Origin of the sequence: Clostridium sp. AF22-10 (assembly GCF_003478725.1) — a bacterium.
GTDB lineage: Bacteria > Bacillota > Clostridia > Lachnospirales > Lachnospiraceae > Otoolea > Otoolea fessa.
In genome coordinates this window covers 23,838-45,007 of the sequence record NZ_QUFZ01000006.1, presented here as the reverse complement: position 1 = coordinate 45,007, position 21,170 = coordinate 23,838, and the positions used below count along the sequence as shown (strand labels likewise).

General features: G+C 50.0%; 17 protein-coding genes and 3 pseudogenes. All 20 read right to left on the bottom strand.

Annotated elements, in window-relative coordinates:
* Positions 1 to 56: 56 nt before the first annotated feature.
* Positions 57 to 1,211 (bottom strand): cysteine desulfurase family protein, encoded by a 1,155-nt coding sequence (locus tag DWX91_RS05965; RefSeq protein ID WP_118472451.1) that lies wholly within the window; start codon positions 1,209 to 1,211, stop codon positions 57 to 59.
* A gap of 31 nt (positions 1,212 to 1,242) precedes the next feature.
* Entirely contained in the window at positions 1,243 to 1,977 is a 735-nt protein-coding gene (locus DWX91_RS05960; protein ID WP_117795082.1) for a 16S rRNA (uracil(1498)-N(3))-methyltransferase, read from the bottom strand.
* Between the two features lie 2 nt (positions 1,978 to 1,979).
* Entirely contained in the window at positions 1,980 to 2,936 is a 957-nt protein-coding gene (gene prmA / locus DWX91_RS05955; RefSeq protein WP_022359722.1) for a 50S ribosomal protein L11 methyltransferase, read from the bottom strand.
* Between the two features lie 273 nt (positions 2,937 to 3,209).
* Positions 3,210 to 3,971 carry a sulfite exporter TauE/SafE family protein gene (locus tag DWX91_RS05950; protein WP_107001602.1) on the bottom strand — a complete coding sequence of 254 codons (762 nt, stop codon included), beginning with the start codon at positions 3,969 to 3,971 and terminating at the stop codon, positions 3,210 to 3,212.
* A 92-nt stretch (positions 3,972 to 4,063) separates the two neighbouring features.
* Positions 4,064 to 5,320 carry a radical SAM family heme chaperone HemW gene (gene hemW / locus DWX91_RS05945; RefSeq protein WP_118472450.1) on the bottom strand — a complete coding sequence of 419 codons (1,257 nt, stop codon included), beginning with the start codon at positions 5,318 to 5,320 and terminating at the stop codon, positions 4,064 to 4,066.
* Positions 5,320 to 7,134, bottom strand: a complete 1,815-nt coding sequence (gene lepA / locus DWX91_RS05940) for a translation elongation factor 4 (RefSeq protein ID WP_022359720.1) — start codon at positions 7,132 to 7,134, stop codon at positions 5,320 to 5,322. The genes hemW and lepA overlap by 1 nt, the downstream gene beginning before the upstream one ends.
* 173 nt (positions 7,135 to 7,307) lie before the next feature.
* Positions 7,308 to 8,540 (bottom strand): stage II sporulation protein P, encoded by a 1,233-nt coding sequence (gene spoIIP / locus DWX91_RS05935; RefSeq protein ID WP_118472449.1) that lies wholly within the window; start codon positions 8,538 to 8,540, stop codon positions 7,308 to 7,310.
* Positions 8,541 to 8,628: 88 nt separating this feature from the next.
* Positions 8,629 to 9,630 carry a GPR endopeptidase gene (gene gpr / locus DWX91_RS05930; protein WP_118472448.1) on the bottom strand — a complete coding sequence of 334 codons (1,002 nt, stop codon included), beginning with the start codon at positions 9,628 to 9,630 and terminating at the stop codon, positions 8,629 to 8,631.
* A gap of 629 nt (positions 9,631 to 10,259) precedes the next feature.
* Positions 10,260 to 10,864 (bottom strand): annotated as a pseudogene (gene yihA / locus DWX91_RS05925) (ribosome biogenesis GTP-binding protein YihA/YsxC).
* A 21-nt stretch (positions 10,865 to 10,885) separates the two neighbouring features.
* The gene (gene lon / locus DWX91_RS05920; protein WP_118472498.1) at positions 10,886 to 13,207 is read right to left on the bottom strand and encodes an endopeptidase La; all 2,322 of its coding nucleotides are present in this window, start codon (positions 13,205 to 13,207) and stop codon (positions 10,886 to 10,888) included.
* Between the two features lie 141 nt (positions 13,208 to 13,348).
* Positions 13,349 to 14,647 carry an ATP-dependent Clp protease ATP-binding subunit ClpX gene (gene clpX / locus DWX91_RS05915; protein WP_117795072.1) on the bottom strand — a complete coding sequence of 433 codons (1,299 nt, stop codon included), beginning with the start codon at positions 14,645 to 14,647 and terminating at the stop codon, positions 13,349 to 13,351.
* 43 nt (positions 14,648 to 14,690) lie between these two features.
* Complete coding sequence (clpP, locus tag DWX91_RS05910; RefSeq protein WP_022359226.1) at positions 14,691 to 15,272, bottom strand: ATP-dependent Clp endopeptidase proteolytic subunit ClpP; 582 nt, start codon at positions 15,270 to 15,272, stop codon at positions 14,691 to 14,693.
* A 249-nt stretch (positions 15,273 to 15,521) separates the two neighbouring features.
* Positions 15,522 to 16,808, bottom strand: a complete 1,287-nt coding sequence (tig, locus tag DWX91_RS05905; protein WP_022359227.1) for a trigger factor — start codon at positions 16,806 to 16,808, stop codon at positions 15,522 to 15,524.
* A 199-nt stretch (positions 16,809 to 17,007) separates the two neighbouring features.
* Complete coding sequence (locus DWX91_RS05900) at positions 17,008 to 17,562, bottom strand: DJ-1 family glyoxalase III (RefSeq protein WP_118472446.1); 555 nt, start codon at positions 17,560 to 17,562, stop codon at positions 17,008 to 17,010.
* A gap of 126 nt (positions 17,563 to 17,688) precedes the next feature.
* Complete coding sequence (locus DWX91_RS05895; protein WP_182431303.1) at positions 17,689 to 18,357, bottom strand: phosphatase PAP2 family protein; 669 nt, start codon at positions 18,355 to 18,357, stop codon at positions 17,689 to 17,691.
* A gap of 47 nt (positions 18,358 to 18,404) precedes the next feature.
* Positions 18,405 to 18,877, bottom strand: a pseudogene (locus DWX91_RS05890) (CYTH domain-containing protein).
* A gap of 36 nt (positions 18,878 to 18,913) precedes the next feature.
* The gene (locus DWX91_RS05885) at positions 18,914 to 19,192 is read right to left on the bottom strand and encodes a DUF4160 domain-containing protein (RefSeq protein ID WP_107001610.1); all 279 of its coding nucleotides are present in this window, start codon (positions 19,190 to 19,192) and stop codon (positions 18,914 to 18,916) included.
* The gene (locus DWX91_RS05880; RefSeq protein WP_107001611.1) at positions 19,176 to 19,448 is read right to left on the bottom strand and encodes a hypothetical protein; all 273 of its coding nucleotides are present in this window, start codon (positions 19,446 to 19,448) and stop codon (positions 19,176 to 19,178) included. The genes DWX91_RS05885 and DWX91_RS05880 overlap by 17 nt, the downstream gene beginning before the upstream one ends.
* Positions 19,449 to 19,500: 52 nt before the next feature.
* Positions 19,501 to 19,788 (bottom strand): hypothetical protein, encoded by a 288-nt coding sequence (locus DWX91_RS05875; RefSeq protein ID WP_227589388.1) that lies wholly within the window; start codon positions 19,786 to 19,788, stop codon positions 19,501 to 19,503.
* Between the two features lie 376 nt (positions 19,789 to 20,164).
* Positions 20,165 to 21,087: pseudogene (locus DWX91_RS05870) on the bottom strand (beta-methylgalactoside transporter).
* Between the last annotated feature and the right edge of the window lie 83 nt (positions 21,088 to 21,170).

Genomic DNA, 21,170 nt, shown 5'->3' with positions numbered 1-21,170 from the left:
GTCATTCTTCTGCTTTCCCGCAAAAAAACTGAGCAGCCATTCTTTAAACAGCCATTTTATTTCATCTGGTAACGGCGCAGTACCGGAAGCAGTTCTCCCAGAACGCCGATCGCATAGTTTACTTCTTCCTCGGTATTCAGATCACCCAGACTGAACCGGATCGTCGAATCGAGAAGTTCTTTTTTCACGCCGATTCCCTTTAAAGTACCGCTGATGCCCGGATGATTGGACGAGCAGGCGGAACCGGACGATACATAAACCCCTTTGTCCTCCAGCGCATGGAGAAGTACCTCGCTGCGGACGCCCTCAAAGCTGGCGCTGACGATCTGCGGCGCGTTGGTGCGGTCCTCACTGCCGTTGATGGTGACGCCGCCGAGCGGTTTCAATCCCGCAATCAGGTGCTCCCGGAGTGTATACAGCTTTTCGATGCGTGCATCAAAATCTTTGTACGCCTCGCGTGCTGCCACGCCGAGTCCGACACACCCCGGCACATTTTCCGTACCGGAACGCATGCCTTTCTGCTGGCCGCCGCCAAACAAAATCGGGCGGATCTTGACACCGTCGCGGATATAGAGGAATCCGACGCCCTTCGGCGCATGGATCTTGTGTCCGCTGACGGAAAGCAGGTCAATTCCCTGTTTTTTCGGACGGATCTTATATTTTCCATATGCCTGGATCGCATCGACATGGAACAATGTCTTCGGATTTTTCTTCTTGATGCACTGGCTGATCGCCTCGATCGGCTCTACTGCTCCGACCTCGTTATTGACGTACATCACAGACACCAGGATCGTGTCCTCGCGGATAGCTTTTTCCAGATCCTCCAGAGAAATATGTCCCAGATGATCGACCGGAAGATAGGTCACCTCAAAGCCCATCTCCTCCAGAAATGACATCGTATTGTAGATCGACGGATGTTCCACACCGGTCGTGATAAGGTGTTTTCCGGCTCTGCGGTTTGCCAGCGCCGTGCCGATCAGCGCCGTATTGTTCGACTCTGTTCCGCCGGAAGTAAAGAGAATCTCCTTCTCCTGCACTTTCAGTGTATCCGCGATCGCCTTCTTTGCCTCGCGAATCAAATTTTCTGCTTCCACACCTTTTCTGTGCTTCGCCGCCGCGTTTCCGTAGTTGACGCACATTGCATCAACGACCGCATCCTTTACGCAGTCCAGCACCTTGGTGGTCGCTGAATTATCAAAATAGGCTTCCATTTTTATCTCTATCTCCTTTGTAATTTTCCAATTACACTTCCAACTGCAGCATCAGTGCCGACAGCATACACAAGCCTGCCGTCTCCGTCCGCAAAATTCTCTTTCCAAGCGTTACGATCTCCGCCCCGTTTTCCCTGGCAAGCTCGACTTCTTCGTCCTCAAAACCGCCCTCCGGACCGATGAAAACGGCGATATCCGTACCCGGCTTGACCGACGCCAGCAGTTCCCTCGTTTTCCGAATGCCATCCGCCGACTCATATGGCAGAAGAACCATATCGTACCCGGCTGCCTCTTTGACCGCCTCTTTGTAGGTCATAAGCGGCGCCACCTCCGGGATAAGGCTGCGCTTGGACTGCTTCGCGGCGCTCTCAGAAACCGCATTCCAGCGTTTTCTCTTCGCGTCCGCTTTTTTCGCATCCAGCTTGACAACCGATCGCTTCATGCTGACCGGAACCACCCGGTATGCCCCCAGCTCCACCGCCTTCTGGATGATCAGTTCCATCTTATCGCCCTTCGGAAGCCCCTGGAACAGGTGAATCCGCGCCGGAAGCTCTTTGTTTTCCCATTCTTCCAGAATCTTTGCCGAAACATACTCTGGTTCCAGTTCTTCCACGCGGCAGAAATAGTCGCCGCCCTCACGGCTGCTGATCAGGATCTCCTCACCCGGCTTCATCCGCAGAACATTGCGGATATGGTTGACATCCGCGCCCTCAATCCGGATTTCTTCCGCCCCGATCTGGTGCGGTTCCACAAAAAAATGGTACATGATTATTTCTTCCTCGCTGTGACAGAAACCCACTCGCCCTGATGGGTAATCTCTACAATCTCAAAGGCATCGTTCGCCTCAAATGCCGCCTTGACTGCCTCTTCCTTCATATCAATGATACCCGATGTGATGAAGATACCATTTTTCTTAATATGAACCGGGATCTCTTTCTGCAGCATGATGATAACGTCTGCCAGGATGTTGGCAACCGCAATGTCGTAATACTCGTATTTTACCTCGTCCTGCACTGTTTTATCGTCGATGATGTTGCCCTGTACGACCTTGAACTGCTCCGGTGCGATTCCGTTTGCTTCCAGATTCTCGCCAACGGCTGTGATCGCATTTTCATCCAGATCCGTTCCAAATACGTGTTTTGCGCCCAGTTTTAACGCCGTGATGCCTAAGATACCGCTTCCGGTTCCGACATCAAGCACCTCTGAATCCGGTGTCACGTATTTCTCGAGCTGGCGGATGCAAAGCTGCGTTGTCTCATGCATGCCCGTACCAAACGCCGTACCCGGATCGATCTGAATCAGCAGCTTATCCTTGTGCTCCTCCGGCACTGTCTCCCAGGTCGGCTTGATGAGGATGTGATCGACCGTAAACGGTTTGAAATACTGTTTCCAGTTGTTGATCCAGTCCTTATCCTCCGTCTCGGATTCTGCAAACGTGCAGGCGCCCAGATCGGTAAACGGCTTCAATTCTTCCAGCGCCTCTTTGACTTTCGCCATCATCGCCGGGATATCATCATCCTCATCGAGATAAAAACTTACCTTCGCCACGCCCTCATCCGGCGGAAGCTCCGGCAGAATGTCGATGAACATTCCCTTCGTCTCTTTCTCGGTCAGCGGGATATTGTCCTCAATCTCAATGCCCTCGATGCCGAGTTCATCCAATGTGTAGCTGATGAGATCCACCGCCTCTGTGGTGGTCGTCAGCGTAAATTTCTTCCATTTCATGTTCGTTACCTCTCTTTATTGAAACGACTTATCATCCAAACATTCACATTTCATCACGCAGCTATTTTTGCATCATTCTCACTGTAAATGTGTCAAATGTTACTGTTCACAGGTAGGCACTTTTGGAACCGAAAGTGCCGTAAGAAAACGTGGTGGCAGCAGGAATTTGCCGTATTTAAATGCGAAGCCACGGCAAATTCCGTTACTGGGCACGTATGCGTGAACAGTAACTGTCAAACGAATGAATCAGCCTAATCGTTCTAATTTTCTTTTCTAATTTCCCAATAAAATCTTCACAAACAGGATCGCCAGCACCACCAGAATCAGCGGGCGCACGATCTTCTGTCCATTTCCCAATACCAGGCCGGAACCGATATAATTTCCTAAAATACTGCAGATCGCCGCAGCCAGCCCCAGCGTGTAAATGATCTTGCCGTGAATCACAAATGTGACAAACGCCGCCACATTAGACGAAAGATTGATCGCCTTTGTCGTACCCGCCGCCTCTTTCATCGTATAGCGTGCCGCTCCTGTGAGCACCAGCAGCAGGAAAGTTCCGGTTCCCGGTCCGTAAAAACCATCATAAATACCGATGATCAGCGCGGATGCCAGCGCAATCAAAAATGATTTCCGCTCCGGCAGGGTGCCCGCCAGCGAATCATCGCCCATTTTCTTATTCCGCATAACATAAAATGCTACAATCGGAAGAATCACGATCATCATATACTGTAAAATCTTATCGCTGACTAACAAAGTCAGGTTCGAACCGATCGAAGAACCGATCAGCGCCGCCACGATAAACCAAACCACCTTCTTAAACTGTATGTAACCGTTTTTGGCAAACCGCCCGGTCGCGATTGCCGTTCCCATCATGGAACTCATTTTGTTGGTTCCGAGCGCCATATGGGTCGGAACCCCGGCGATCAGGTACGCCGGAAGTGAAATCAATCCGCCTCCCCCTGCGATCGCATCCACAAAGCCTGCCAGAAATACCATCGGACAGACAATTATAAACTGCAGTATCGTGCAATCCATGCTTCACCCTCCAAAATTTTCATGCACACCCAAATTCCTCCTGCCGTCGCAAAACAGATATCAAAAAGCACTCCGGGCATACATTTCTATTCTTATTGCAAAAACTCCGCCAGTGCATAGGTACTGACATCCAAGCCATATTCAGTCAGGCGGATATGGCTATCTGTCTGGACCGATGCTTCCAACAATCCTTCTTTCAAAAGCCGCTCGATCACCTCACCGTACACCGCTTCTATCGCCACGCCAAACCGGCGTTCAAACTCTGCCGTCCGGACGCCGCCGGTCAGCCGCAGCCCCAGAAACATAAATTCTTCCATCCGCTCCTGACGGCTCAGTTCGTGTATTTCCTCATACTGCGCGCCCGCTGCCAGCTCTTCTTTCGTAAACACCAGATAACGGTTCAAATCCGCCGTCACCTGAAAGCGTTTCCCGCCCACCAGCGAGGATGCCCCCAGACCAAGCCCCAGATACTCCACACCGGTCCAGTAACCGATGTTGTGGCGGCAGGCATAGCCCGGTCTGGCATAATTGGAAATCTCATACCGCTCATAGCCCAGCTTCGCCAGCGTTGTTTTCGTGTGGTGGTACATATTCCGGTCTGTCTCCTCATCCGGCAGACATTTGCAGCCTTCATACTTCGTCTGTAAACGCTTTGGCATAGAGGCGTAATCGCCGTATTTTTCCAGATCCGCGCACATCTCCCCGTACTCTTCATATAACGGCGTGCCTTCTTCCACAATCAGGCTGTATGCGGAAATATGTTCCGGTTCAAGGTCGCAGACGAACCGCAGAGTCTCCTGCCAGCTCTCCTCCGACTGTCCCGGAAGCGCCGACATCAGATCGACATTGATATTGTCAAATCCAGCGTCCCGCGCAGCACGAAAACTCTGCAAAAACTGCTCCCGCGTATGAATCCGCCCTAAAAGCCGCAATTCCTCCTCCGAAGCCGACTGCAGCCCCAGACTCAGGCGGCTGACCCCTGCATTCCGGTAACCGGCTGCCGAATCCGGCGTCAATGTCCCCGGATTCGCCTCCATCGTGATCTCCGCATCCGGCTCTACCCGAAAGACCTGCCGGACGGCTGCCAGAATCCGCTCAATCGCCGATGGTGGAAGCAGGGACGGCGTTCCGCCGCCGATAAAGATCGTCTCCACCGTCCGCCCTGTCAGGTTTAGCCGCGGCGCCGCATTTTCAGGACACTGCCCTGCATCCTCTTCCGGAATGCTTTCAATCTCCCGGATCAGCTGATCCACATATTTCTCCCGCACGCACGCATCGGACGCAAACGAAAGAAAATCACAGTAACGGCATTTGCGGACACAGAACGGGATGTGTATATATAATTCCATTATTCCTCGTCCAGCTTCAGGACGCTCATAAATGCCTTCTGCGGAATCTCTACGTTTCCGATCTGACGCATACGTTTCTTTCCTTCCTTCTGCTTCTCCAGAAGTTTTCTCTTTCGGGAAATATCGCCGCCGTAGCATTTTGCCAAAACGTCCTTCCGCATTGCCTTGACCGTCTCGCGGGCAATGATCTTGCCGCCGACCGCCGCCTGGATTGGAATCTCAAATAAATGACGCGGAATCTCATCCTTGAGCTTCTCGCACATTTTTCTGCCGCGCTCATATGCCGAACCTTCGAATACGATGAAAGAGAGTGCGTCCACTTCCTCGCGGTTGACGAGAATATCCAGTTTTACCAGCTTGGATTCCTCGTAGCCCTTTAACTCATAATCAAACGACGCGTAACCGCGGGAGCGCGATTTCAATGCATCGAAGAAATCATAAATAATCTCATTTAACGGAAGTTCATATTTCAGCAGCGCACGGCTCGCCTCAATATACTCCATTCCCAGGTAAACGCCGCGGCGCTCCTGGCACAGCGTCATGATCGCACCGACAAACTCGGTCGTAACCATGATCTCCGCCGACACGATCGGCTCTTCCATATAGGCAATCTCGGACGGATCCGGCAGGTTTGACGGGTTCGTCAGCTCAATCATATCGCCGTTCGTCTTGTGCACCCGGTATACAACGCCCGGCGCCGTTGTCACAAGATCCAGATTGTACTCGCGTTCCAGGCGTTCCTGGATAATATCCAGATGGAGAAGCCCCAGGAAACCACACCGGAAACCAAAGCCCAGCGCTACCGATGTCTCTGGCTCAAAATAGAGCGCTGCATCGTTGAGCTGCAATTTTTCCAGCGCGTCCCGCAGATCCGGATATTTCGCACCATCCGCCGGATAAAGACCGCAGTATACCATCGGCGTTACCTTCTTGTAACCCGGAAGCGGCTCTGCACATGGGTTGTCCAGATCGGTGATCGTATCGCCCACGCGGGTATCCTGCACATTTTTAATACTGGCAGTCACATAGCCAACCATACCGGCTGAAAGCTCTTCGCACGGAATAAACTGACCTGCGCCAAAATATCCAACCTCCACAACCTCTGCAGCCGCTCCGGTCGCCATCATTTTCATGCGTGTGCCTTTTTTGATCGTACCGTTCTTCACACGGCAGAATACGATAACGCCCTTGTAAGAATCATACAGGGAGTCGAAAATAAGCGCCTGCAGCGATGCCTCCGGATCGCCCGCCGGTGCCGGGATCTTCTGCACGATCTCCTCCAGAACTGCCTCGACATTTAAGCCGGTCTTCGCAGAAATGCGCGGTGCATCTGACGCCTCCAGACCGATCACATCCTCGATCTCCGCTGCCACGCGCTCCGGATCCGCACTCGGCAGATCGATCTTATTTAACACCGGAATGACCTCCAGATCATGATCCAGCGCCAGATATACATTCGCCAGCGTCTGCGCCTCGATTCCCTGTGCCGCATCCACAACCAGAATCGCGCCGTCGCACGCCGCCAGGCTTCGGGAAACCTCGTAGTTAAAGTCCACATGTCCAGGCGTGTCGATTAAGTTAAAAATGTACTCCTGACCGTCTTTCGCCTTATATACCGTGCGGACTGCCTGCGACTTGATGGTAATACCTCTCTCCCGCTCCAGATCCATGTTATCAAGCACCTGCGCCTGCATCTCACGGCTCGTTAAAAGTCCCGTCATCTCAATAATACGATCTGCCAGCGTTGATTTGCCGTGATCGATATGTGCAATGATGCAGAAATTTCTGATTTTGCTCTGATCTATAATTGCCATCCGTTCATTCCTCTCTCTGTATCACTTTGTTTGGCAGCAACATGTTTGCTGCGATATCTTATTTTTTATTTAAAATCATCTTTTATAATAAATAACACCTGATCTAAATGAATATACCATTTTTTCAGGTACGCCGCAAGTCCTGAAATAGAAAAAGCCTTGACATTAGCCCGTCAACAGCAACCTGTCAGCACCTGATCCAGAAGCTGCGCCAGCGGATCCATCGCATTGACCGCCTCTTCATATGTATTCGTCTGTGCCCCGACCTCGATCAACGCCGAGCGCGGGCGTAGATGTAGATTGTAACGAAGCCCCTTTAAATAAATTGTCCGCGTAAACCCAGGATATATCTGATCGGCATTCCACTTCATCTGAAAACTGAACGCCAGATTTTCCTTCCGGCAGGGATTTGCCAGATACTCGATCGGTCCGTCCGGCGTCTCGCTGGTACCGTTGAAAAACATGATCTGTGCCGTTGGTTTCCCTTCTATCTGCGTGACTAGATGCGTCTGCTCGCTGACACCGTCCCGGTGCACATCTAAAATCACCTGAATCGACGGGTATTTCTGCAAAAGGTTCGTGACACCCTCGCAGGCATATGTATAGGCACGGCTCCGGTCTAGATGCCCCGACTTCATATCATAGGCAGTTGTATCGTGCCAGACCTGATATCCTTTCGTCCGCAGCCGTTTTGCCAGCTCTTCCCCCAGAGACACCACCGCGCCCTTTCCGTCGCTTCCCGTATAATCTCTATAATTTTCCTGCGAATGGGTATGATAAATCAAGATCTGTGGTCCGTCCGCCTCGTCCTTCCTGATTGTCAGATCCATCGACAAAAATGTCTCTGCGTTCATCAGGCTCCGGTCAATCGACGCCGTCGGGTGGATTGTAAAAAAATGCTGGATCAGATAATCATAATCTTCCAGCTTTTTCCGCAGACGCGGGCTGTCCACCAGTGCGGCAGTATTTGCCCTCTCTGTCTTTTCTCCATTCTTTCCAGCACTATACAGCCTCTCTTCGTCCGTCTCTCCGCCGCCCTGTCTCCCACTTTCATGAACAAGCCCGTTCCATTTTCCAAGTAAAGTTCCATCCACCAGCCTACTCCCGGAAAACTGTGCCAGGAAATCCATATACTCCTGCCGGACTTCCTGTTCTTCCAGATATTTATAATAGGACGGATCGGCTTCTCCCTGCGTCTGTTTCTTCCACCCGGCAAGTCTATGCCTTTTCCCCTCCTCCGAATCTGGTATATCCCGCAAATTAGTCCCCCAGACCGGGTACCAGGACCTTACCACCGCATTCTGCACAGCTGTCCAGATGAATGCACGCATCTTCCAGCCGACTGTCAGCAAAAACAGAACCATCAGGAGCCCGGCTGCCCTCTGCCACCACCGCACCGCATTCATCTCCCTTCTTTCCTGTTCTATCCTATGCGGTTAGCAAAGTGTAGTTTCCTGTTTAGTTCTGTTTTTCAATCTGGCATTTTTTTCAGTGTTATCTTTCTTCCTCCAGCCGTTCCACTGCCCGCCGGATCCCCTCGGCGATTGCTGCGCTCAGCTTGCAGATACGCTCGTCCATGTCCTGCGGGGTCACAAACATCGCTCCAAATTCAGGTTCCAGAAGTTCCCGGATCAGCTCATATTGGCTGTCCGAATCCAGTTCCCGGATGTATTCACCGTACCGGCTGCCCTCTTTTGAGGCGGTTAGTGTCCGCACTAACGCATTGACCGTCCCGTGAACGATCGCCGCCGCGCCCACAACCGTCGGAACGCCGATCGCGATTACCGGCACGCCGAGATTTTCCCGCGTCATTCCCCGGCGGTGGTTGCCGACGCCGGAACCCGGATGAATTCCTGTATCCGTCAGCTGAATGGTGCTTGCCAGACGGTGGACGTTTCGCGCCGCCAGCGCGTCGACCGCGATCACCAGATCCGGGCGGCTCTCCCGCACGACGCCGCGGACAATTTCTGCCGTCTCCATCCCTGTCTGTGCCATCACCCCTGGATGGATACCGCTGAGAACCGGATGCACCGTCCGCCCCGCTTTCTCAGCCGTATAGAGGTATGTGCCATTTCTTCTGCCTGGCTCCGTCCGCAGATGGCGGTTCATCGAAAGCCCATCCACCACGCGCGGTCCCAGCGAATCCGGCGTCACCTGCCGGTTTCCCAGTCCCGCTACCAGAATCGAAAGTCCGGCCATGGTTGAAGCACAGTTTTTCCGGATCAGGGACGCCAGCTGCCGTCCTAACTCCCCGGCAGCCGCCTCACAGTATGCGTCCTCTGTCTCCGACAGCCCCGGATCTTCCATCGTCAGGTAGGTTCCCATCGGCTTTCCCATTGATTCCGCACCTTTTTCGTTCAAAATCGAGACTTCCGTCATCCGGATCGAACTGCCATGACAGCGCCATTCCCGCAGCGCCACACCGCCGATTTCGCCCCCATCCCCCTCAAAACTTTCTCTCTCCTCCAACGCCAGATCCGTCCGATTTTCAAACATGGCTGCTCCCTTCTATCTCACAACTCAATCACAACCCGCACCATTATAAAGCTTAAATTCCATCCTGCCATTTTTCATGTCAAAATATCCTTATTTTTTTCCTCAATTCGTAACTGTTCAGTACCTTCACAGTCACGCGCAAAAATTCATTAAAAATTGCCTACGGCAATGGAATTTTTGCCTGCTGACCCATGTTTTCGTACGGTCAGCGCAGTAAATGCGCAGACCTACTGAACAGTTACCTCAATTTTTATATTTTCCAGAAATATATATTTTATTCTCTCAAAAAAACCTAACGCTTTTTTTGTTTCATAGGACGCAATTTCCTGTGAAACAAAAAACTGCGCCACCCAGCCCAGATATTTGACATCGCCCGCAAGGATAGGCGCCGCCTGATATCCGGTCAGATACCGCAGTTTATACGTTTATTTTTCGAATTTTTCTAAAACTCTATTCTATTTCTCGCCGTCCGCACTCTCCACCGGCGTTACTGTTCACACATGTGTGCTCAGCAACGGGATTTTGCCGATGCTACGCATTCCAAATCGGCAAAATCTGCTGCCGGAACTGTATCATACGGAATTTTCAGTTCAGAAAATTCCTACCTGTGAACAATTACCCACCGGCATCTATTCCCCCGGATGTTCCACCCTCCAGATCTCCGTCTCCAGATAGTTCCAGATCTCTTCTCTGCCCTGTTTTGTCTCGGCGGAGAACGGAATCATCATCACTTCGGTGCCGACTCCCAGACCTGTTCTGAGAATCTTTAACTGTTTCTGGAGCTGGCTGCGCTTGATCTTGTCAGCCTTGGTCGCAATCAGGATCGGCTGGAAGCCTGGGAAACGATCCAGTCGTACATGAGTTTGTCGTTTGAAGATGGCTCATGACGGATATCAATCAGCAGGAAGACGCAGCGAAGCATCTGCGATTTGTGCAGATAATTTTCAATCATCTTGCCCCACTTTGCCTTGACCTCGACGCTCGCGCGCGCGTAGCCGTACCCTGGCAGATCGACGTAGTAAAACGCGTCGTTGATATGGTAAAAATTGATCGTCTGGGTCTTGCCCGGCTGCGAGGATGTTCTCGCATAGGATCGGCGGTTCATCAGCGCATTGATCAGGGACGATTTGCCGACGTTTGATTTGCCTGCAAACGCGAATTCCGGCTGTGTATTTGCCGGCAGCTTACTGGTGATACCGCAGACGGTTTCCAGATTTACATCTTTTATAATCATATTTTTTCTCCTACTAAACCGCTATTTCTCCGGTACAAATGCCTCTCGGATGACTTCGTTCATCTCCTTGATGTATACGATCTCCATTCCTTTCGTGATTTCCTTCGAAAGTTCCTCGACATCCGGCTGATTTTTCGCCGGTACCAGTACCTTTTCCACCTGCGCCATGCGGGCTGCGAGCAGTTTTTCTTTCAGACCGCCGATCATCAGCACATGACCGCGCAGCGTTACCTCGCCGGTCATCGCCACACGCGGCAGTACCTTCCGTCCTGTCACCGCCGACAGCATCGCCGTTGCCATCGTGATTCCGGCCGACGGACCATCCTTCGGCACCGCGCCCTCCGGGATATGCAGGTGAATATCGTGTTTCTCGAAATAGTTCTCCTTCACGCCGTAATCAGATGCAACCGAACGCACATAGGTCAGTGCAATCTGCGCCGACTCCTTCATGACATCGCCCATCTGACCCGTCATCTGCAGCACGCCTTTGCCCGGCATGACATTGACCTCGATCTGCAGTGTATCGCCGCCGACGCTCGTCCACGCCAGACCGCGCACGATACCGACCTGTGCCTCATTTCCGGCTGCATCGAAGAAGACTTTCTCGCGTCCCAGATAATGATCCAGATTCCGCTCTGTCACGCGGATCGACGGTTTCTTCTTCTCCAGCACCTCTCTGGCTGCCTTTCGGCAGATATCGCCAACCCGGCGCTCCAGATTCCTGACTCCAGCTTCCCTGGTGTAGCTGTGAATCATTTTCTCCAGCGCCGAACCCGTGATATTTAACTGTTCCTTCGAAAGGCCATTCTTCTCCAGCTGTTTCGGAATCAGATAGTCTTTTGCAATGTGATATTTTTCATTTTCCGTGTAACTATTGACTTCAATCAGCTCCATACGGTCCAGCAGCGGTCCAGGGATCGTCTGCGTTGTATTCGCCGTCGCGATAAATAATACCTCCGACAGGTCAATCGGGATCTCCACATAATGGTCGCGGAATTTCACATTCTGCTCGCTGTCCAGCACCTCTAAGAGCGCCGAGGATGTATCTCCCTTATAATCGCTGCTGACTTTGTCGATCTCATCCAGCAGCATCAGCGGATTGGCAACCCCTGCCTGCTTGAGCCCTTCCACGATGCGTCCCGGCATCGCGCCGACGTAGGTCTTTCTGTGACCGCGGATCTCCGCCTCGTCGCGCACGCCGCCCAGGCTGATGCGGACATATTTGCGTCCCATCGCCTTCGCAATCGAGCGGGCGATCGAAGTTTTACCGGTTCCAGGCGGTCCCACCAGGCAAAGGATCGGGCTGGTGCCCTTCTTCGTCAGGATGCGGACTGCCAGGTATTCCAGCACGCGCTCTTTGACCTTTTCCAGACCATAATGGTCGGCTTCCAGAATCTCTTCCGCATGCTTCAGGCTCGCGTTATCCTTCGTCATTTTGTTCCACGGCAGTTCCAGCACCGTTTCCAGATATGTCCGGATCACATTCGCATCCTGGCTGCCAGCCGGCATATTCTGGAAACGGTTGATCTCCTTGCGGATCCGCTCCTTTACTTCCACGCTGGCTTTGATCTTCTTCAACTGTTCCTTCATCTCATCCGCATCAGAAACCGGATTTTCCTCTCCCAGCTCCTCCCGGATCACACGCAGCTGCTCCCGCAGAATATAATCACGCTGATTTTTATCCAGCGCCGCCTTTACCTTCGTCTGAAACTCGCGTTTCACGCGGTAAACCTCTAATTCCGTCAGCAGAAGCTGCAGCTCTGTCTCATACATCTCCGTCAGCGTCCGGCATTCCAGTACCGACTGGCGCGCTTCATAGTTCCACGGGAACTGGGCTGATATCTGGTTCATTAATTCGGTCAGATCTGGCTGTGCGATCAACGGACTTAATACTTCACGTCCCGCTGCCACATTTAATTTTCCGTATTCTTCCAGCTTTTCTTTCAGAATCCGGAGCATCGCCTCTTTCTGAATCGTGTCCAGATCGTCCTCGACCGGATCCAGAATCTCCACGATCGCAGTGCAGCATGCCTCGCCCTTCTCCATCTCCAGAAGCTCGGCTCTCTCCTGCCCTTCCACCGTGACGCGCACCATGCCGCCCGGCATCTTGACAAGCTGTTTCACGTAGCCAATCGTTCCTACCTGAAAAATCCCGTCAATATCCGGGATCACCTCATCCGGCTGCTTCTGCGTCGCCAGAAATACTCGCTGATCGCCCACCATCGCCTGCTCCACCGCCGCGATGGATTTATCCCGGATGATATCGAAATTTACCGTCATCTGCGGCAGCACGGTCAGTCCGCGCAGCGCGATCATCGGCATTGTCAGTTTCTTATCTTCCATAACACCTTTATCTTTCTTAATCAAATGTATCGTTATTTCCTGTGAAAAGAAAAACAGGGGTCTGCCTATGGCAGTTCGCCATCTCACAGACCCCATTAACAGCCGCCATTCTCAAGCTGCTGCATTTATTTTCCTTTACATTTACGCAATCTCGCCGGTTCTGTCTTTCTTAGAACGTCCTGTAAAAGACTTGCGGGGCACCGTATTGTCGCGATATACCAGCTCCGGCGCACTCTTTCCCTCGACTACGTCTTTGGTAATCGTGCAGATGCCGATCGTGGAATCGGACGGAATCTCATACATGGTATCCATCATCAGGGACTCCATGATAGAACGAAGTCCTCTGGCTCCCGTCTTTCTCTCGACTGCCATGTGGGCGATCGCCATCAGCGCATCATCCGTGAACTCCAGCTTCACGCCGTCCAGATCGAGAAGCGCCTGATACTGCTTGATCAGGGCATTCTTCGGCTCTCTTAAAATGCGGACCAGCGCCTCCTCATTGAGCGTCTGGAGCGATACCGTGATTGGCACACGACCGATAAACTCCGGAATCAGACCAAACTTCGTCAGATCCTGCGGCATTACCTGTTTCAGAAGCTCATCGATATCCTGATGCTTGCGATCCACAATATCGGAGTTAAATCCGATGGAACCGGCACCTAAACGGCTGTCGATGATCTTCTCCAGACCGTCAAATGCACCGCCGCAGATGAACAGGATGTTGGTCGTATCGATCTGAATCAGTTCCTGCTGCGGATGCTTTCTGCCGCCCTGCGGCGGAACACTGGCAATGGTTCCTTCCAGAATCTTTAAAAGCGCCTGCTGTACACCCTCGCCCGATACATCGCGGGTGATAGATACATTTTCAGACTTCTTCGTAATTTTATCAATCTCATCAATATAAATGATGCCGTACTCTGCCTTGCTGACGTCGTAATCAGCCGCCTGGATGATCTTCAAGAGAATGTTCTCTACATCCTCGCCGACATATCCAGCCTCGGTCAGAGTGGTCGCATCCGCGATGGCAAACGGTACATTTAAGATCTTCGCCAGCGTCTGCGCCAGGTATGTCTTACCGGAACCGGTCGGTCCGAGCATCAGGATGTTGCTCTTCTGAAGCTCTACATCCTGCGTGGACTTGGACATAACTCTCTTGTAATGGTTATAAACCGCTACGGAGAGCACCTTCTTGGCGTCGTCCTGTCCGATGACATACTCATCGAGAAATTCTTTGATTTCCTTCGGCTTCAGCAGGTTGATTCCGCTGAAATCCGGTCCTTTTTCCTGATCGGCAAATTCCTCTTCCAGAATCTCCGAGCAGAGTTCGATACAGTCATCGCAGATATATACATTATCTGTGCCAGCGATCAGTTTTCTAACCTGATCCTGTGTCTTGCCGCAAAATGAGCAGCGTATTTTGTCGTCTGTTCTGCCTGGCATACTTCCACCTTGTTCCTTTCTATTATTCCATCCAGAAATCTAATTAGTGGTTGGTAATGACACAATCAATCAGACCATACTCTTTCGCCTGCTCTGCTGTCATGTAATTATCACGCTCTGTATCACGCACGATCACGTCATACGGCTGGCCTGTATTGGCTGCCAGAATCTCATTTAATTTCTTCTTGGTACGAAGAATATTCTCCGCTACAATCTGGATCTCGGTTGCCTGTCCTCTCGCGCCGCCGGATGGCTGGTGAATCATCACTTCTGCGTTCGGAAGTGCATATCTCTTTCCTTTGGTACCGCCGGAAAGCAGGAATGCGCCCATGCTGGCTGCCATACCCAGACAGATGGTAGATACATCACATTTGATATAATTCATCGTGTCATAGATCGCCATACCTGCGGTAACAGAACCGCCCGGGCTGTTGATATATAAGCTGATATCCTTATTCGGATCCTCTGCCTCCAGGAACAGAAGCTGTGCTACAACCAGGCTGGCTGTCACATCATTTACTTCCTCTCCCAGGAAAATGATACGATCTTTAAGCAAACGGGAGTAAATGTCATACGTCCGCTCGCCGCGGCTGGTGGATTCAAGGACATAAGGTACTAAACTCATGATTCTTCCTCCTATAATTGAGAATGAATGTTTATGGCAAAAATTGTTACAGTTCACACGCGTGCAAACTGTAACAGGATTTTGCTGATGCTTCGCATTACAAATCTGCAAAATCTGCTGCCACTATGTTATCGCACGGCACTTTCGGTTCCAAAAGTGCCTGCCTGTGAACAGTAATACAAAATTCTATGATGCCTTAGGACACCATAGAATTCTGCCGTATTTCAGTATTCGCTTTTATCGGTTTGATTAAGCAAGCTTTGCCTGCTCTACCAGTAAATCGATCGCTGCCTGAACTTTCAGGTCCTCACGGATCTGCTCTTTCTCGCGCTCACCCATCATTTCTTTCAGCTTAGCGCCTTCCAGTTTATAGGATGCTGCGATCTCGTTGATCTGCTCGTCAAGCTTCTCATCGGAAACTTCTACGTTCTCAACTTCAACTACTTTCTCAAGAACCAGTCTGGTCTTGATTCTCTTCTCTGCTTCCGGACGCATCTGCTCCATCAGCTTCTCCGGTGTCATGCCGGTATATTTCATGTAATCGTTGATGTTTAAGCCCTGGCTCTGCAGACGGCGAGCGTAGTTCTCTACCATCTCTCTTGCCTGAGTGTCAACCATCGGCTGCGGCAGTTCCATCTGAGCGTTCTCAACTACTTTTTCGATTACGTTGTTCTCGTTCTCTACTTTAGCGTCCTGCTCTTTCTTCTCCTGCAGTTTCTTGCGGATGTCTGCTTTGTACTCATCCAGAGTATCGAAATCAGATACTTCGCTTGCGAACTCATCGTTCAGCTCCGGAAGCTCGTTTCTCTTAACTTCTTTGATGGTTACAACGAACTTAGCCGGTTTGCCAGCCAGCTCATCTGCATGGTACTCAGCCGGGAAAGTAACGTTTACGTCACAGGTCTCGCCTTTTTTCTTGCCGATTAACTGATCCTCAAAGCCCTCGATGAAGGAATGGGAACCGATTACCAGCGGATAATCTGTACCAGCGCCGCCGTCAAATGTCTTGTCATCAATGTAGCCGGTGAAGTCGATGATAGTGTTGTCGCCGTCCTCGATTGCGCCGTCTTCTACGTCAATCAGTCTGCCGTTTTTCTTACGTGCTGCAGTCAGCTCGTTCTCTACATCCTCGTCTGTCACAACAGCTTCTGCCTTCTTAACTTCTACGCCTTTGTACTCGCCCAGAGTTACTTCCGGTTTCAGAGCTACGGTTGCCTCGTAGATGAATGCCTTACCTTTTTCGATCTGAGTCACTTTGATCTCCGGAGTGGAAACGATCTCTTCCTTGCTCTCCTCTGCTGCCTTCGGATAAGATGCGTCGATCACTTCGTTTGCTGCATCCTCATAGAAAATGCCAGCGCCATACATCTTCTCCAGCATAGCTAACGGTGCTTTACCTTTACGGAATCCCGGGATGCTGAATTTGTTTTTGTTCTTGTTGTACGCATTTTTGATTGCTGCATCAAACTCTTCAGCCGGAACTTCGATGGTCAGCTTTGCCATGTTCTTCTCTAATTTTTCTACCTGTAAACTCATTTTAAGGGGTCCTCCTTGCTTCTATATGTGAACCGCCATTCTACCGGGCGTTACACTTCAAGATAGCATTATAGCATATCTGCGTGCTAAATACTAGCGGAAAATATAATTTTGCGTTCACTTTTTGCGGGTTTATGAGTGGTTTTAGGTGGGTTTTATGCCATTTTTGATGCATTTTCTGTGTGTTTCTAAGTTGAAACTACACCTGGTCATACTGAATTGAATCTTTGACCTGTAATGCTACCGGGCGATCGACTAAGAGCGATGCCAGCTCAATTCCCAGATCCAGCGCATATCCAAGTCCACGCGCCGTTGTGATATTGCCGTCCGTCACAACGCCCGCACCCGTCAGCTTCGCACCGGTCAGGGCATCCTCAAAGCCCGGATAGCAGGTTGCCTTCTTGTCCTTCAAAAGCCCCAGCTGCCCCAGAATGCTCGGAGCCGCACAGATCGCTGCCAGGCGCTTTCCAGCAGCATCTGCATGCACCAGTGCATCGCAGAGCGGTTTGCACGCCATCAGATTTTTCGTTCCCGGCATACCGCCCGGAAGGAACAGAAGATCCGCTTTCATCGGATCAACCTCATGCAGCAGGGCATCTGCATGGATACCAAATCCATGTGCGCCCTTCACCTCTTTTTTACCCGTAATCGAAACCAGTTTTACCTTCACACCCGCGCGGATCAGCACGTCTGCCGTCGCCAGACATTCCACTTCTTCCAGTCCATCTGCTAAAAATGCGTATACTACAGCCATGATTATTTCCTCCTGTTCTTTGTTTTTATAACACTTTTTATATTATTTTTTTATTTTCCACAAAGCAATCATTTTTTCTTTTTAGATATCAGAAAATCATTGCAACTGTTCAATTCGTTCACTTTTTTATTCTTCATGAACCGCATTCGTTGTTTTTCCAGCTTTTCCTTTTGAAAATGCCTTTACTAGCACCCACACATTCACCGCCTCGTCAAGAATCAGGCTCAAAATCCAGCCACAGAGCACATCGACCAGCGAATGCTGTTTGATGAACATGGTTGAAAGACAAATCAGAATCGTGACAATCCACGAAAGTGTACGGATCGGTTTCTTGTTCCGCACACTTGCCGCGTGGCAGATCGTCAGATGCACCGCCACAGTGCTCGATACATGGATCGACGGGCAGACATTGTTCGGCGGATCCACACTCCGCAGAAACCTCACAATCTGCGCGCAGAAATTCTGTGATGTGATCTCCTGCCGCAGATTTAAACCGTTCGGTGCCAGCAGGTAGACAAATAAGCAAAAGGTTGCTCCTGCAAACATCACAAAACAAAGTCTCAGATATGCCTCCCGATCCTTGATCATAAAATAAATCATAAACACCGGCACCCACGCGTACCACAGAAAATACGGCAGTACAAACCATTCATTAAACGGTATCAGGTCATCGACCGCACAGTGTATAATATGAACATCCGATGGTTCATGCAGCTCCAGCAGAAAAAATCCTGACAGAAACACCAGCATATAGAGTCCTGCCAGACAGTAGCGGTGCGTTTTGATCCAATTCATTACTTGTTTTATCATTAATAATATACCTTTGTATTGTTCTTTCGTTTTTATTCTTTCGTTTTTAATACCAGTTTTTCCGCCAGCGCCAGACGGCTGTTCTGGTACTCGCCCGTAAACGTCACCTCGCGCCCGAACCATTCCGGCGGCACAAAGGCATGTGCGGCTTCCTCACTTGGAAATTCAACCTCCGCCAGCTTCAATCCCTCATATTCACCTAAAAAAATGTCCAGCTCAATCGTGTACTCCGTTCCTTCCATCGGAATCAGATAACGCTTTTTCGTCAGATCCTGCCGTCAGCCTTCGAGCGGAGATGCTCATAGGATTCCTTCGTCAGCGGCAGATTGTATTCCTCCCGCGCCATCAGTCCTTTGGATTTGTAGGTCAGATAATAGGTGTCATCCTCCTGACGGACACGCACGACCGGAGCAGTGCTTAGATATGCCTGCTCGATCTGGTGGAAGGGGTATCCGGCTATATCAAATGGAATGTGGATAATTAAATATTTGCGTTCGATTTCCATAAAATTAGTTGTCCTTTTTATATTTCTTAAAAAGTCTTAACAAAAGTACCGTATTTCTCCAAAATGAGAAAGCCATTTTTCTATAATTTCTTCACTGTTGGCCTCTATCACCCGAATCATACTGTTCAAAATTTGGGCTGATATTTTGGAAGAATTGTGGCTGAGCAATGCCTTGCCCGTACTGGTTATCCACACTTTTGTCGCATTTGAAGTTGCTCTTCCCTCTGCAATATGGACATGCACCGGTTCCAGCGGCTCATTTTCATTCGACCAAAAATATACAATATATGGTCCAATCCTAAAAATTTGCGGCACTCAGAATTCCTCCCTCTTGTGAAAACTCCATAATCAAGTGTGCATTTTCCCGAATCAGTTTCTTGAAATAACTCATTTCCATATCTGAATAACCATTTATATTCTCCCACTTGTAATCTGGCAAATAGCATATCGCATTGTGAAATCCATCTTTTTCATCGGGTGTTTCTATATAAACTTTAACCCTGCCATCTGCCCGCATTTCAGAATGGGTAATTTCCGTATCATCATTTAAGGTCATAAATGGGTACATCATCTTTCTTCCTCCTCTCATTTATCCTCAAAACAGTTTTAACCACGGCTGCTTTCTACTTATTCAGCATCCCCATCACCACAACCACCACAAACAGTACCACCATCACGCCGATAAAAATATCCATCGTCCGCACAGAGACATGCACATGGTCATAGATGCGCTCTTTGATGGTCTTTTCTTTCATGAGTTCCAGCTCCCGGCGGAGCTTTTCATTCTCCGCTTCCAGTTCCTCCAGAGTTTTATCTGCCGTCTCCTCTGCCGCTTCTTTCGCCGTCTCCAGTTTTTCGCTCACTGTTTCTTTTATCGTCTCATTCTTTTCCAGCATTTCGTTTTCGCTCATCCTTGTTCCTTTCAGAATATGGCTTGTTTTCTCTGCTGCTCACTCTGAAACAGCCTCTTCTCTTATTATATCCATAAAAATAAGTTCAGGCAATCCAAAAATATTTTTCCGTCACTGTCAAAGCAAGAGCTGGCACGCCATCTCGTCCACCATCCTCCTGACGATTACAACTTTTCAGATTTATACAAGAAAAAATCCTGCCCGGCAGGGCTGTTTATATAATAGGAGATTCCAACGGATTCTCCCATTATATAAAAAACTCCCCCGCCATGCATCCATGGAGAGGGAGTTTCGGATTTGTTTTCAATATTTATGTACGGTTCCCGACGACTTTTCATATGGTACATACATTCTCGTCAGAACACAGTTAATCTTATTACTTCTTCGCAATGTACTTACGGATATCCAGTGCAATCGCAACAACGATAACGATACCCTGTGCGATATACTGGTAGTTCGGATCGATGCCAAGGAACTGCAGACAGGTCTTTAAGAACTCGAATACGAGTACACCGATGATAACACCGGAGATACGTCCGATACCACCGTTTACAGATACACCACCGATGGTACAAGCTGCAATAGCCTCCAGCTCGTAACCGTTACCGGTATTTACACCGGCACCACCAGACTTAGCTCCCAGAAGGAAACCAGCGATGGCATACAGTGCAGTAGCTGTTACATAGATAATGATCTTGGTTTTCTTAACATTTACACCAGCAACCTCTGCTGCTGCCTCGTTGCCGCCGATTGCATACATATATTTACCATGCGGGTGTAGTTAAATACGAACCACATGATCGCGCCGATGACAAATGCAATGATGAACAGGTACGGAATCCCAAAGAAGTTACCATTTGCGATAATGGTGTAATCCTGACGATAACCGCCTAACGGTACAGATTTGGTATAAACCAGGTTGATACCGTAAACGATCATCTGCATACCCAGGGTGCCGATGAAGGCCGGTACGTTCAGGTAAGCAACTACGATACCATTGATAAGACCAAATACACAGCTGATAGCGATACAGATAAGGAGAATCAGCCATACGTTCTGCTCACCAAATCCCTTGGTCAGCTCAAAATGTCCGCTGTAATCACTCTTCTGGAGCAGAGTACCTGCCAGGCAGGCAGAAAGTCCAACCAGACGACCTGCAGAAAGGTCGGTACCTTTCGTAATCAGACAGCCGGATACGCCGACTGCGATGATGAAACGACATGCTACGTTGATGGAAATGTTGCTAAAGTTGCTGCTGCTGAAGAAGTTCTGTTTTGTTACACCAACAAAGAGAACCATCAACAGGATCAGAATAACGATACCGTTATTGATCAATATATCTTTTACATTCAGTTGTTTCTTATCCATTCTCTCTTCCTCCT